Here is a 13,558-nt window from a genome sequence, read left to right as displayed (position 1 = left end):
TGTGGAGTGAAATATGGCTCTAAACGGCAATCTCGATAGTTTCTTTTTCGCCAGCCTGCTGCAGCACCTGGCCCGGGAGAAACTTACGGGCGTCCTGCGCATTGTGGACGGCCAGGAAGAAGCTCGGGTTTTTGTCAAAGAGGGAACCATAATTTACGCGGTCGGCTCCCACAAAGAAGCGCGCCTCGGCCACCTGCTGCGCTCCCAGGGAATTATCAGCGTGCAGGAGCTTCAAAAGTGCGCCGAGACCGCCAAGGAGGAGAAAAAGCTCCTGGGCAAGGTTTTGGTTGAAAAGGGTTATATCTCTTCGGATACATTCAAAAAATTCATCGAAAAGCAAATCAGGGAGATTCTGTATAACCTCTTCTTCTGGAAAAAGGGGGAGTTTCATTTTAAGGAAACCCCTTTAAAGCTGGAAGAAGACGTGGTGGTCCATTTAAACACCATTGACGTAATCCTGGAAGCCTCCCGCCGCATTGACGAACTGGACATCATACGCAAGCAGCTTCCCGATGAGGATGCTGTCCTGAAGATTTCCGACAAAAGCCCGGATAAAAAGGAAATCAAGCTGGATTCCAACGAATGGCACATTTTATCCCTGATCGACGGCAAGAAAAATGTGGGCCAAATCGTCCACCAAAGCGGCTTTGAAACCTATCCGGTGTACAAACTCTTGTTTTCGCTTCTGTCCTCCGGGCTGATCCGCAAGGTGGAGACCGTGGGGCTTACCGGCAAGAACAGGATTTCCGATCAATCCGGCCTGATCATCGTCCATAACGACGTGCTTGGCGTGGTATATAAAGCCCTGCACACCGAGTTAGGCGCTCAGGCGAATTCGGTTTTCGACAACTCCAAGTCAAAGCTCAGCGCTAAAAAGCGCATTATTTTCCATAAGTTCAGCCCAACCAATCCGGCCATTACCAACGTTCAGGTCGTACGCGAAGGCCTGGACTCCCTCAAGCTGGGCGACCCTTCCAAGGCTGCGGAGTTTTTGCTGGAAGCCTTGAACGACTACCTGACTTTCGTTCTGGAAAACACACGAAGCCAGATCGGCGCTTCTTTGACCCAGGACGCCATTGCAGAGGCGCAAAGGGTATTGTCTTACGTGGATAAATACCACGAAGATTCCGATGAGAAGGATTATGTGGTCTCCCAAATTCAGGAAGTGCTGGCTGAGGCCATTGAAAAGGTGGGGGCCGGAGATAAAGACAAGAAATCAGGCGGGTTGTTCGGGCGTTTCAAGAAAAAATAAAAAAAACGGTCTTTCGCCTTGTGGATGAAAGGCCGTGGATGCTTTCCATGTGGTCCGAGCTTAATCGCTTCCTATCCGAATGCCCCCAAAGGCCAGAAAAGCCAATGCCGCAGCCCGTAAAATCACCTGCACCGCAAACAAGACGTTGTCGGGAAACAAGCCGGTAAGCACCTGGGCGTAATCCGAACAAAAAAGCAGTAGGGTGGTTATGATGATCAGGTTGATCATCTCGCCCACTTTTCCCCCGGCGTATTTTGTTCTGGCTTTGTTAAAGGCGACAAGAATCAGTAAATAGATAATCAAAAAGAACAGATACACAACAGTCTGTGCAGACATGCTTCCCTCCGGCCGTTTTTATTTACTGGAAACAAGTGGACGTTAAGCGCTTACTGGAATAGTATTTTCATACCATTTTCAATGGAAAGAGGCAAAATTTTTTACTGGCGTTTATTAAAATTTTTGCATATGTACGCCCTATGAATACGAAACGCAACATAACAGGCTCTTATAAAAAATCGCCCGGAGACCCCATGGAGCTCTTTGTCACTTGCGGCCGGAAAACCGCGCCCATCCTGGCTGAAGAGTTGAAGGGGCTGGGCATTGAGAATATTTCGGAAAGCGCGGCCGGCGTGCGTTTTGACGCTGACCTGGCCACGGCCTATAAAGTGATTTTATGGTCCAGGACCGCTTCTCGGGTGCTCATGACCGTGGCCAAGTTCAAAGCCGACAATCAGCAGGCCTTGTACGAAGGCATCCGGGAAATCGACTGGACCGAGCATCTGGATTACCGGAAGTCCATTGCCGTGGACTTCACCTCCACCCGTTCAGCCCTCAGCCATACCCAGTTTGGCGCCCAAAGGGTGAAGGACGCCGTAGTGGATCAGTTCAAGAAGAACGTGGGCGACAGGCTCATGGTCAACACGAACAGGCCCGACGTCCGCATTAACGTGCATGTTCAAAACGACGAGGCCGTTGCGTCCATCGATCTTTCGGGAGACAGCCTTCATAAAAGAGGATACCGCCTGGAAGGCGGCGTAGCGCCCTTGCGGGAAAACCTGGCCGCCGCCATTCTTCTTAGGGCCGGATGGCCGGAAATCGCCCGGACGGGCGGGCCTCTCATCGACCCCATGTGCGGATCCGGCACCTTTCTCATCGAAGGCGCTCTCATGGCCGCAAACATCGCTCCCGGCCTTTTGCGCAATTACTTCGGCTTTGTCGGCTGGAAAGGCCATGACAAATCCCTGTGGGCGGGCATGGTGGGAGACGCCTTCCGTTTGGCCGAGGAAGGTAAAAAACGCCTGCCGCCCATCGTGGGCTCCGATCATCATCCCAAAGCCGTGGAGCACGCCAAGGCCAACGTGACCCGTGCAGGCATGACCGGTTACGTTAAGATCGAAAGACGCGAAATGGCCAAGGCCCGTCCCCCTATGAGAGCCAAAGCGCCGGGCCTGGTGGCTGTCAATCCGCCTTACGGAGAGAGAATAGGGGAGTCCGAGGAACTTGCGGCCCTGTATAAGGAACTGGGCTCCGTCCTGAGCAAACGATTCCGCCGCTACAAGGTGGCCCTCATCACCGGCCATCCCGAAGCGGCCAAGAACATAGGCCTTGGCAAACGTAAAGCCAGCACATTGTTTAACGGCCCCATTGAGTGCAAGTTGTACCGGTACGAAGTGGATTAAGCCATGGCTCTTATAAGCCGGACTTCTTAACCCAACCCATGGCTCCTCATTAGGCGACGTAGGGCGGGTTGATCTTGCGAAACCCAACAAATTCAATTTGTTACAGGTTTTAGATCCTCTGTGGATCTGGAGGCCTGCCCGCCTTTTTTCAGAAACTGATATTCAAAAGGAATTTCATGCGTAGTCTTTTTATATCCGTAATAATCGGATTTTGTTTCCTGTTTTTCATATCCTCCGCGCCGGCTCAGCCGGCCATGTATCCCTGGCTGCACGATGACGCCGTGCTTTTAACCTTAGGGGACCGCGTCGCCCCTCCTAAGGGATTTGAAAGGAAGGAAGTGCGGCCCGCCAGCTTTGACTTTTGGCTCCAATGCTTTCCGGTCAAGCCCGGGAATCCGCCTGTCATGCTGTTTGACGGCGGGAAAAAAGGCAACCAGCTGGCTCACCATCTTGTCCTGGATCTGGACGTGGGAACCAAGGATCTCCAGCAGTGCGCGGATTCGGTCATTCGCCTGTGGGGCGAATATCTCTACTTTACCGGCCAATACAATCGCATTCATTTCATTTTTACTTCCGGGGACAGGGCGGATTTCATCCGATGGGCCGAGGGATACCGGCCTGTGGTCCAGGGCAGCAAGGTCTCCTGGGTTCAAAAGGGCGATAAGGGAAAATCCTACGAGCAGTTCCGGGCTTATCTGGAAAACGTCATGATGTACGCGGGGTCCGCCTCCTTAAGCAAGGAAATGATTCCCGTGGAGGATATTGCGGATATCCGGGCCGGAGACGTATTCATCCAAGGCGGATTTCCCGGCCATGCGGTGATGGTCATGGATACCGCCGTTCATCCCAAAACCGGCGAGAAAGTGTTTTTGCTGGCCCAGGGATTTATGCCCGCCCAGGACATGCACGTGCTGAAAAACCTGAACAACCCGGAACTCTCGCCCTGGTACAAAACCGACTTCGGCCAGGTCCTTTCCACCCCGGAATGGGATTTTGCAAAGACGGATCTCAAACGCTTTCCGCCCAAATAAAAAAAGAGCCGAAGGCGGCGTCGGGGACGAGCCGCCGCCTTCGGCTTGTGAGGCCTGCAACTATTGGCCGGGGATGCTAAAGGGGGCGTTGGTATGGCATCCCAAGCAGTATACAGTTGAGGCCAAGTGGCCTTTATGGCAAACCGCGCAATCCAAATCTCCCAGGTGGGATTCATGGGGATTGCCCCATTTGCGGGCGAGTTCCTTGTCAAACAGTTTGGCGAGGGCTTCCCGGCTTTCATGGCAGGACAGACACTGTTCGGCTTCCGGCGGATCGTCCCAGCCTGGCTGGGGGACGCCGTGGCAATCCTGGCAGGACACTCCATTCTGATAATGCAGCCCGCCCAGATAAGGTGAGGAGTCAATTTCCCGGGATATCTCCCGGATCATGTCCAACTCCTCCCGGCTTAAAGGCTTGGCGTCGCCCGCCCAACCGGCGGCGGCCCATGTCATAGCCAATAAGCACAGTATGATTAGACGCTTAACCAACCGTTTTTTCAAATGATGCTCTCCTATTAAAACTAGTCTGATTTAAACCTTGGCCGCGTTCCTGCCTGCGATTCTGCCGAACACCACACAGTCGGGAATGGCGTTGCTGCCCAGCCTGTTGGAGCCGTGGATGCCGCCGGTCACCTCGCCTGCTGCGTATAGCTTGGGGATGACCTTGCCCCAGATGTCGATCACCTGGGCGCTGGAATTAATCCGCAGGCCGCCCATGGTGTGATGCACGGCCGGCCATTGGGCCACGGCGTAAAACGGGCCTTTTTCCAGGGGAATCATTTTGTCGGTAATGGGCTTGTTGAAGTCCGGATCCGAGCCTTTTTTTAGATATTGATTGTGCTCTTCCACGGTTTTCACCAGGGCCGCGGCGGGGATTTTCAGCTTGCCGGCCAGTTCCTCAATGCTGTCGGCCTTGATGAACCGGCCCCGTTCCAAGCCTTTGTCCACGTCTTCCTGGGCGCCGCCCATCTTGACGATCATTGCTTCGTTGAATATGGAATAGGTGGGTTTTTCACCCAGGTTGATCTGGGCCTGGGAGCAGACGTCCCGGCGCTCCAGTTCATTGACGAACCGTTTGCCTTCCCTGCTTACGTAAACCAGGCCGTATCCCACGCCGTTAAAAGGGTACACGGCGGGTTTGTCCAGCACGCCGGTTTCGGGCTCTGCAAAGGGGTAAAGCTGGATGAAGCAAAGTTGCAGCGTGTCCGCGCCGATGGCCTGGGCGTAGCGAATCATTTCGCCGGTGGCGCCGGGATGATTGGTGCAGTTGATCTCCGGCACGATGGATGGGTTAAACTCCTGGCGCATTTTGATGTCCCGGGAGAAGCCGCCGGAAGCCAGCACCAGAGACCGAGCAACCTTGATATTGGAAACCCTGCGGCCTTTTTTGACCTCCACGCCAAGGACGGGGCCGGTTGCGTCCTCCCGCCAGATCCAGGCGACTTCCACGCCCAGGCGGATTTCAGCCCCGTGAGCCAGGGCGATTTTCCTCAACGGCTCGGTATAGCCCCGGCCTACCCCTTCGGTGCTTGTATGGGTGCGGTAGGCTGTGTGGCCGCCTGCGCGGGTAAGGGCGGGACGTACGGTGCAGCCGCCTTCGTCCATCATCCAGTTAAGGGCGTCTGTGGCGCCGTCAGCCAGAATTTTCACCAGGGCGGGGTCTCCGTAGAAATCGCCGCCTTTCAGGGTGTCCTGGGTGTGCTGCGCCGGACTGTCTTCGCCCAGCTTCAGCTTTTCCCGCAAATGCAGTTCGTCATCCCACGAGGCGTAAACGCCGCCGTTGATAATGGAGTTGCCGCCGTAGGCGGGCATTTTTTCCAGGATGACGGTTTTGGCCCCGGCCGCAGCCGCTTCGGCCGCCGCGGCCAAACCGGCAAAGCCCGATCCGATAATCAGCACATCCACGGTTTCGTCCCATTGTTGGGGCAGAGCCCGGGCCGCCTGGGCGTCTTTGGCGGTCAGGTTTAATGCAAGCGGCGCCATGGTTACGGCGGCTCCGGTTCCAAGGATTCCTTTAATGACTGAGCGTCGTTTGATGGTGGTCGATTTTTCTGTTTGGCTCATATTTTCCTCCTCCTTGCGATTGGGCGGCAATCCGGCTGTTTATAAAACAAGGCGCATGCGTGCGCTGTGCACTACCCGAACGGCAAGGGTCATGCCATCGGCGACGCAGGAGAAAAATGGGTAAGATATAGTTTTGTATAAACAAATTATTTCAAATAATTATATATATAAATATAAAGTAAAAAATTAATAATCTATTTGGAAATAAAAAAAGGACGCAATCCGGTGTTGTGTCGGCATTTTTAACCAAGCGGAAAAAATCTTGCCGAATAATTCCCGGATCAGCAGTCCTTTTTTAAAAAGCGGTAAAAGCTATATCCAGTCAGGGGGCTATGCCGGCTTTTTTCCCATAACCAAAAAATGCTTGGGCATGCCCTCGTCATAAGCCCGAACGTTCTCAAAGCCTGCCTGCGTTAACTGATCCGCCGCTTCGCTGGAAAGAAAGCGGATATTCTGGGGAGGGCCTTCGTCCATCTCCTTTTTCAGCCAGTCCGCAACAAAGAACATTCCCCCCGGCTTAAGCAGCCTGTAGGCTTCCTTGAGCACGGCCAGATGATCTTCCAACTCATGATGCAGATTGATGGTAAAAACCAGGTCGGCCAGGCCGTCGTCAAGGGGCAGGGCGGATTCCTCGGTCTTCACGGGGATAACGTCCGGATTTTCGGGCGTGATATTTTCTTTGATCCAGTCGAGCATGATTTGGGACAGATCGCAGGCGTAGATCACGGAGCCTGGATACAATTCCTGGAAGGCCTTGGAAAAAAAGGCCGTCCCCGCCCCGATCTCCACCAAAACCTTGGGATTTTCCAGGTTGAGTTTGCTTTGAATGTATTCAGGGGGGATATCCTTCAACCTTTCGGGATTGTTCAATTTTTTCAGCTTTTTAGGGTCGAATTTTTTTTCGGTCATTGCTTCTCCTATAACAGAGTTTGGGGACATGAACTTATCTCTAAAAAGCGGGCAAAGTTACCTATCGTGTGTTTGAGATTAGTATCGTGTCCCTCAAAATCCATCTTTCATGACATCGGATTGGATATTCCCTCTTGGAAATATTATTGTTGGGTTTGAAGTCCGCGAACGCTTTCGCCCGTTTGATGTAAATAACCGGACTTCGTAACCCAACCTACTATCTTTATTGATAAATCGTAGTTTGAGTAGAGCCTGTGAAACCCAACAAAATTAGTTGAATAAATCAGTCTGCATCCAAAATGCCTTTAGACTGATTTTTCGTTTTCCACGGGCGTCAGGCCGATTTCGGCGGAGGCGTCATCAGCCTTTGCATCCTGGGGCTGCTTGGGGTCATCCTCCTGCTTTTTGCCGGTGACAAGGCGCTTTAAAAAGCCGAAGACCTTTTTGATCCCGCGCCACAGCTTGGGCAGCAGCCAGACCAGCATTAAAAGAAAGATGATCAGCAGGCAGATAAAGACAAGAGGGTAGTGCAGGGCGGCCCACAGGCCGGCGACAACCGCCATGTCCTCGCCTATGGAGGCGGCCCAGTTTGTGAAAGGTTCGGGGGATGTGTTGATCAGCACCCGGGATCCGGCCTTGGTTGCGTGTGTGGCTGCGGCCACCCCGCCTCCCACGATTCCGGCGGCCACCATGACAGCGGGATTCACATCTCCCACGGCGCCCGCGGCCAAAGCCGCGCCTGCGGGAATGCGGATGAAGGTGTGGATGGCGTCCCAGCCCGTGTCCACGCCCGGGGTTTTATCGGCGAAGAATTCCACCATGAACATGAAGCCTGCGGCGAAAAGCACGACAGGCTCGTTAAGCACATGGAGGGTTTCGGGCAGGGCGATGTTGCCGGTGATGCTTAAAAGGCCCAGGACCAGGATAGCGGCGTACAGGTTGACGCCGCTGGCCCAGGCCGCGCCCATGGATAGGGCGATGGCGTCCACTATTTGTTTGTAATCGTCCATAATGTTTTAGCACAGTCCTCCTTGTAGTCATGCCAAAAAAGCCATTGCAGGATTACTGTAGCTAAAAACTGTACTTGATGTCAAAGAACACGCAATCGTTGTCCTTTGCATAGGCGTAGTATCCGTCGTCGTCCGCGCCGTACCCGACCACCCCCAGAGTGAAGGTCAGGTTGTCCGTCCAATCGTAAGCGGATTCGCCGCGGACAAACCAGCCGTCCCCGGCGTCGTGCCCCATGGCTGTTGCCAAAAGGGTGACATGAAAGGTGTCGTGCCGAAAATCCCTTTGAATCCGCAGGGCCGCCTCAGGCTGGCTTTGGGGTGTGTTGTCCGGCGCGTTTTCCAATATATCTTCGTGGCTGGGGACGTACCGAACCGCCGCGTCCAGGCTGATGGTTGTGTCGGTGAATCCCGAATACTCCAGGCCGATCAGGCCGTCAAAGCGGTCCCGGTCTTCGTTGGGCTCGTTATAATAATTGAGGCCGGTAAAATAGGCGGCTTCGGCCTTAATCAGCCAGTTGCCTAGGGCGATGGCCGTGGAAGCGCCGTACATTTGAACCCGCACGTAATGATATTCATATTGGGGGTATTGGATCACGGGCGGCAGAATGGTGGCCGGCGGAATGAATATGGGCGGCCGGATGAGTTTGAATTCCACGGTTTCCCTGAGATAGGGCAGGTCCATATACACGTCGGCGAAGTACAGGGAAACGTCCCAGCCGGGAAGATGCCCTGAGATGCGGGCGCCGTATTCCATATTGTCTATGGAGTCCACAGGCGGATGGTCATCCGGCAGTTTATACCGCGAGGGGTAATACATGCCGCCGTACGGCGGCTGCTGAGCTGGGCGGATTTCCGGGATGATCAGGCCCGTGATGGTCCAATACCCGAAGGTGTAATCCGCCCTGGCCATGGCCGTGGGAAGGCGCAGGCCTTCGATGTCCACCATGCCCATTTCACGGAGATCCAGGGGATTGATCACGTCGGTCACCCGGATATTCTCCGAGGTTCCCCACACCACAATCTGGCGGCCCAGGCGCAGGTCAAGGCCTTTGAACAAACGGCCTTCCAGATACGCCTCCCAGAGTTCGGCTTCGGACTCCATTTCGTCCAGAGTTTCCTCAGTGAAATCCTCCCGGCCCTTGATGTCGTACGCGAAGTCGTACCAGAACCTGCCGCCCGCCCGGGCTTTCCAGGTTTCAAAAATATCCACGTCCAGCTTGGCGTCCAGTTCCGGCCGCAGGCGATACAGGCCCCGGTAGTCGGTCTTGCACGGCGGCGGGGCGGGCTGATCGTAGGTGAAGACGGAGGACAGCTTGCCGTATCCTGAAATCCGGAACCGGGACGGAGACTCGGGAATGGCTTCCTCGTCCACCACAATTTCCTCGTCCGCCTCTTCAAAAGCGTCCATGGCCTGATCAAAATCATCCGCCCAAATAGGCGGGGCCGCCAAAAGGCCGAAAACCAATATCAACACTGCTATCAGCGTTTTGATCGATAAATTAATCACTTGCGCGCCCCCTCCTGGCAAAGATGATAAGAATTACAGTCCGGTTTCCATGCGGCGAGTGGTAAACATGGTTTCATCCATGGGCTGATTGTATTGGATGCTGGTGGTTCTTAAAAGGGTCTGATGGACGATTTCCCGATTTTTCATGGTTTTCATGGTCATTTCCAGGGCCGTCCAGATTCCGTCGATCTGCTCCAGCTTTTCCACCCGCATTTCCTTGAACTTGTTGCCCTTGGCCCATTGAAACTGGGCGCGGACCACCACGTAATTATCCTGCCTCACAAAAGCCCGGGACTTGAGGTAGCCGTACTCGTCCACCACGTCGTCGTTGATGGGCGTGGACTGGATGACCCAGCATTTATGGCCGTCCACATCCTCTTCCCGGACCATTTCATAGGAGAACTTGGATAATGCCCGCTCGGTCATGTCGCCGTAGGTGAAGTCCGAACCCATGAAGGCGCCGTCCTTGTCCGAACTGGCGATGCGTTTGACCTTTTTCAGGGCGGGCAGGTACAGCCATTGGTCGTCGTCCTTGGATTCATCGTCGTAATCGAAGGTCAAGAAGGAGGTGTCGCGAACGTCCGCCGGCTCTTCAAAAAACAGGATGCTGTGGGTGTCCTCCCCAAAATCCTTGCGGAAACTCTTGATTTTGCGAATGCGTTGCTTGCCCCGTTTGTCGATGAGGATCATTTCCTCTTCGGAGACGGCGTTGTCTCCGTCGTCCCGGTCGTTGACCTTTTGCATGATTTGCCGGGCCTCGGCGTCGTCTGCGTGAGCGAAAGGAGCGGCCAGGAATAGAGCGGCGAGTACGAAAAACAACAAAGTCGTGATGGATCTCATGATTAACTCCTTGAATATTCGGGTCTGAATTGCATTAAAGCCTATTGTTTTTTGGTTTAGCAAGTCCTATCGGTTCTTTCAACCGTGCTGAGCAGCCTCCTTGTATTTTGGGCCGGCCGAAACCCCGGAGCCGGCGGAAGCCCGTTTGTCCCTGAAGACCAGGGCCAAGAGGGCGGGAACCACCAGAAAGTCCGCCAGCAGGGCCAGGCTGATGGTCAGGGCGGCCAGGGAGCCGTATGTCATGAGGTTTTTCATGGAAGCCATGAGAAACACGATGAACCCGGAAGTCAGGGCTATGGTGGTGAAAAGCATGGCCCGGCCCGTGGTCTGCATGGTTTCGTGCACCGCCCTTTCGGCGTCATGATATTGGCCGTAATAACGCCTGAAATTATGCATGAAATGGATGGTGTCGTCCACGGCCAGACCCAGAGCCACGGATCCGATCAAAATGGTGAAGGCGTTCAAGGTCAGGTCCAAAGCGCCCATAACGCCCAGGCACACCACAATGGGGGCGATGTTGGGAATCATGGAGATAAGCCCCAGACGAAGGTTTCCGATCATCAATATCATGAGTACGGTGATGACCAGAATGGCGATGATGTAGCTTTCGGCCATGGTGTGCATGACCGCGTAAAAGGTGGAATACAAGAGCTTCATGAGCCCTGTGACCGTAACCTTGTCATTTGGGAAGGCCTCTTTGAACCAGGCGCTGATTGCGTTCACAAAGTCGTGGTAATAGACCATGTCCACGCTGGGAACCTTGATGGTGAACCGGGCTTTGGAAAAATCCGTGTCCACCACCTTTTGCAGGTCGTCGGACCCGGAATTCTCGAAAAGCAGAAACTCCTGGGCGGCCAGTTCCCTGTCCTGGGGGATGCTGTAGTACTCCGGCTTGTTTTCATGCAAGGCTTGGTTGATTTCCTTGAGAATGTCCGCCGGGCTGCGGGTTTGCCCCACAAACACGATTTCCGAGGTGAAAGGCTCTATTTTGTCCGCCATAATGGATAGGGCGTTCAGCCGCTCCGGTTCGTAAAACCCGTTTTCCTCGCCCGAATCCACGATGACTTCCATGGTCAGGGTTCCGCCCATTTCATGGTCAATGGTTTGGGTGGAAACCACCAAATCCGAGTCTTTGGGAAACCAGGCCAGGGTGTGGTGGGAAAAATGCAGCATGGTTATACCATAAGCTGAAGCCGCCATGATGATGGCAGTGACCGTCAGGATGGCCTTGGGCCTGCCCACCGCAAAGTCGCCAATGGCCGACAAAAAGCCGTCCAGCCTGGAGGCGCCGTTATTGGTATGCCTTTGCTCTCCGGACGGAAAAATGGCGATCAAGGCTGGCATGAGAAACAGGCTGAACACCAGGGCCAGCACTACCCCGGCGGCGGAGAATAATCCCAAGTCCGCAATGGGGGCGATTTCCGTCCGGGAAAAGGACAGCAGTCCGCCCGCCGTAGTCAAGCTGGTCAGCAGCACGGCCAGGCCCGAATGGCCAAGAGCTTTGGCGACGGCCTCGTTTCGCTCCAGGCCTATCCGTATGTTCCGGTAATAAATGGCCAGGATATGTACGGAATCCCCCACGCCCACCGCCAGGATGAAAGAGGGCAGGATTTGCGTGGGCAGTTTTAAGGGAACCCCGAACATGGCCATGAGCCCAAGGGTGCAGGCCAATGACAGGATGACCGTGGTAAGCGGCCAGACCACCCCGGCCCAGGTTCGGAACGCAACCATGAGCAGCAGGGATATCAATAGGATGGCGGCTGCGGAAAATCGGGCGATGTCCCGGAGCATATAATCCCGCAAGTCCTCGGTGAGGACCGGAGATCCCGCCGTATATAATGGAAATTCCGGGCTGGAATGCCTTGCAACCACGGCCCGGACCGCCCGGACGATTTCGGAGTTTTCAGCGTCGGACAAGTATTCCGGTTTGACGGACGGGGCGTTAAGGCTGTCGGAAAAAGCGTCGAAACTGGCGCCGGCCATGGGCTTGTAAGCGCTGGTTTCAATGGAAATCGCGGTGTAGGTCGCGTCTTCATTGATCAGCATGTTGCGGTAGATGGGCGTGGAAAGAGCCCGCTGCTTGAGCGATTCCATCTCCCGGGCGGTTTGGGGCCATTCCTCGAACAGGTCCTCCACAATCAATTCGTCCCCTTCGCCCCGGGTGGACCGGGCGTTCAAAACGCTGGTCACCTCCTCCAGATAGGGGACGTTTTCCTCCAGGTCCTGCTGAAGGGCCTGGATTTTTTCCAGAACCGGCCGGGAAAACACGTCCACAGGACCCACGGCAACGAGGATCATCTCGTCCCTACCGAACTGGTCCCGGAACTCGTTGTAGCGGACCATGGCCGGGTCGTTTTTATGGAGCATGCCGGTGGGGGAGGTGTCTATGGTTGTTTTGGGAAGTTGAAAAAGGAGAAAGCCCGACAGGCAGGCGAAGAAAAAGACTGTGATGAAAGGATGTTTGCAGATGAGGCGCCCGGTTTTTTCGAACCAGGCTTCGATGTTGTCCCGCCATGCTTTCATAGCGCCGTCCTTATGTGAATGGGTAATCACATCTTTGCGGTCAAGGGGAAATGGCCTCCACAAAGATGTTCCAGACCTTGTGGATGTGAGCCACCAGGTCGAAGCGGCCGCCGATGATGTCGTAAATCTCGTCCACGGGCTTGAACAGGCCGATGAACATGACCGCCGTCTCCACCGGGGTGACGTCCGTTCTGATAAGCCCCTGGTTTTGGCCCTGCCGGACCACGTCCTGGAGCCTCAGAATGTGGTTTTTGAATATGCCGTTGACCTTTTTTTGCAGCTCCGGGTATTTGTAGAGGATCTCCTCGGAATACAAAAGCCTGGGGATGCTGCGGTGCTCCATGATGAACCGCACCCGCTGCATGAGGAAGTACCGGAGGGCGTCCAGGGCGTCCCCGCCGTTGTCCAGGGCCTCCTGGATTTCATTGGCGAACTGGATGTCCAGAAGATCCAGGACCGCATCCAGCATTTCCGCCTTGTTTTTAAAGTGCCGGTACAGGGCCGACGGGGAGACTCCCACCAGCCGGGCGGTGCGCTCCATGGTCATGGCCGCCACGCCGCGGGTGGAGACCAGGGTGAGGGCGGCCTGGACGATTTGTTTTTTTCGTTCTTCGGTTTTTAGGCGGGGGGTGGCCATGCTTGGGCTCCATTTAGTGAATTTATATTCACATGTACAGGGAAAGGGACCCTGAGTCAAGGAAAAAATTTGTACGCCCGATAAAATTTCGCCCCTCTATCCTTCC

At 54.6% G+C, this 13,558-nt stretch carries 12 protein-coding genes; 3 read left to right on the top strand and 9 right to left on the bottom strand.

The genetic code is table 11. The features are described 5' to 3' along the window. The first annotated feature begins 13 nt into the window (after positions 1-13). Positions 14-1,252, top strand: a complete 1,239-nt coding sequence (locus BUE18_RS18070) for a DUF4388 domain-containing protein (protein WP_073477590.1) — start codon at positions 14-16, stop codon at positions 1,250-1,252. Positions 1,253-1,312: 60 nt separating this feature from the next. On the opposite strand, the gene BUE18_RS18065 is transcribed toward BUE18_RS18070, so the two are convergent. Beyond that, complete coding sequence (locus tag BUE18_RS18065; RefSeq protein ID WP_073477589.1) at positions 1,313-1,588, bottom strand: hypothetical protein; 276 nt, start codon at positions 1,586-1,588, stop codon at positions 1,313-1,315. A gap of 194 nt (positions 1,589-1,782) precedes the next feature. On the opposite strand from BUE18_RS18065, the gene BUE18_RS18060 reads away from it, so the two are divergent. Together BUE18_RS18060 and BUE18_RS18055 are read left to right on the top strand one after the other, a co-directional pair. Beyond that, on the top strand, positions 1,783-2,931 hold the full coding sequence (locus BUE18_RS18060; RefSeq protein ID WP_073477588.1) for a THUMP domain-containing class I SAM-dependent RNA methyltransferase: 1,149 nt from the start codon (positions 1,783-1,785) through the stop codon (positions 2,929-2,931). Positions 2,932-3,107: 176 nt separating this feature from the next. Then, a complete protein-coding gene (locus tag BUE18_RS18055) occupies positions 3,108-3,962 on the top strand; it encodes a DUF4846 domain-containing protein (protein ID WP_073477587.1) in 855 nt (284 codons plus the stop codon). Positions 3,963-4,022: 60 nt separating this feature from the next. On the opposite strand, the gene BUE18_RS18050 is transcribed toward BUE18_RS18055, so the two are convergent. From BUE18_RS18050 to BUE18_RS18015, 8 genes are all read right to left on the bottom strand, one after another. Next, a complete protein-coding gene (locus BUE18_RS18050; protein WP_073477586.1) occupies positions 4,023-4,463 on the bottom strand; it encodes a cytochrome c3 family protein in 441 nt (146 codons plus the stop codon). Positions 4,464-4,493: 30 nt separating this feature from the next. Continuing rightward, entirely contained in the window at positions 4,494-6,026 is a 1,533-nt protein-coding gene (locus BUE18_RS18045; protein ID WP_073477585.1) for an FAD-dependent oxidoreductase, read from the bottom strand. Between the two features lie 330 nt (positions 6,027-6,356). Then, complete coding sequence (locus BUE18_RS18040) at positions 6,357-6,935, bottom strand: class I SAM-dependent methyltransferase (RefSeq protein WP_073477584.1); 579 nt, start codon at positions 6,933-6,935, stop codon at positions 6,357-6,359. A 305-nt stretch (positions 6,936-7,240) separates the two neighbouring features. Next, positions 7,241-7,945, bottom strand: coding sequence for a DUF4126 domain-containing protein (locus tag BUE18_RS18035; protein WP_073477583.1), 705 nt, complete (start codon positions 7,943-7,945; stop codon positions 7,241-7,243). A gap of 61 nt (positions 7,946-8,006) precedes the next feature. Beyond that, on the bottom strand, positions 8,007-9,452 hold the full coding sequence (locus BUE18_RS18030; RefSeq protein WP_073477582.1) for a DUF1302 domain-containing protein: 1,446 nt from the start codon (positions 9,450-9,452) through the stop codon (positions 8,007-8,009). A 33-nt stretch (positions 9,453-9,485) separates the two neighbouring features. Further along, the gene (locus BUE18_RS18025) at positions 9,486-10,292 is read right to left on the bottom strand and encodes an outer membrane lipoprotein-sorting protein (RefSeq protein ID WP_073477581.1); all 807 of its coding nucleotides are present in this window, start codon (positions 10,290-10,292) and stop codon (positions 9,486-9,488) included. Between the two features lie 78 nt (positions 10,293-10,370). After that, complete coding sequence (locus BUE18_RS18020) at positions 10,371-12,815, bottom strand: efflux RND transporter permease subunit (RefSeq protein WP_073477580.1); 2,445 nt, start codon at positions 12,813-12,815, stop codon at positions 10,371-10,373. Positions 12,816-12,855: 40 nt separating this feature from the next. After that, positions 12,856-13,452 carry a TetR/AcrR family transcriptional regulator gene (locus BUE18_RS18015; protein WP_073477579.1) on the bottom strand — a complete coding sequence of 199 codons (597 nt, stop codon included), beginning with the start codon at positions 13,450-13,452 and terminating at the stop codon, positions 12,856-12,858. Positions 13,453-13,558: the final 106 nt, after the last annotated feature.

Origin of the sequence: Desulfatibacillum alkenivorans DSM 16219 (genome assembly GCF_900142135.1) — a bacterium.
GTDB lineage: Bacteria > Desulfobacterota > Desulfobacteria > Desulfobacterales > Desulfatibacillaceae > Desulfatibacillum > Desulfatibacillum alkenivorans.
This window is presented reverse-complemented; position numbering and strand designations above follow the sequence as displayed.

What these genes read in the sequence shown, in the direction of transcription:
- BUE18_RS18070 (WP_073477590.1), top strand. Translation starts at nt 14, where the DNA reads ATGGCTCTAAACGGCAATCTCGATAGTTTCTTTTTCGCCAGCCTGCTG.
- BUE18_RS18065 (WP_073477589.1), bottom strand. Translation starts at nt 1,588, where the DNA reads ATGTCTGCACAGACTGTTGTGTATCTGTTCTTTTTGATTATCTATTTA.
- BUE18_RS18060 (WP_073477588.1), top strand. Translation starts at nt 1,783, where the DNA reads ATGGAGCTCTTTGTCACTTGCGGCCGGAAAACCGCGCCCATCCTGGCT.
- BUE18_RS18055 (WP_073477587.1), top strand. Translation starts at nt 3,108, where the DNA reads ATGCGTAGTCTTTTTATATCCGTAATAATCGGATTTTGTTTCCTGTTT.
- BUE18_RS18045 (WP_073477585.1), bottom strand. Translation starts at nt 6,026, where the DNA reads ATGAGCCAAACAGAAAAATCGACCACCATCAAACGACGCTCAGTCATT.
- BUE18_RS18040 (WP_073477584.1), bottom strand. Translation starts at nt 6,935, where the DNA reads ATGACCGAAAAAAAATTCGACCCTAAAAAGCTGAAAAAATTGAACAAT.
- BUE18_RS18035 (WP_073477583.1), bottom strand. Translation starts at nt 7,945, where the DNA reads ATGGACGATTACAAACAAATAGTGGACGCCATCGCCCTATCCATGGGC.
- BUE18_RS18025 (WP_073477581.1), bottom strand. Translation starts at nt 10,292, where the DNA reads ATGAGATCCATCACGACTTTGTTGTTTTTCGTACTCGCCGCTCTATTC.
- BUE18_RS18020 (WP_073477580.1), bottom strand. Translation starts at nt 12,815, where the DNA reads ATGAAAGCATGGCGGGACAACATCGAAGCCTGGTTCGAAAAAACCGGG.
- BUE18_RS18015 (WP_073477579.1), bottom strand. Translation starts at nt 13,452, where the DNA reads ATGGCCACCCCCCGCCTAAAAACCGAAGAACGAAAAAAACAAATCGTC.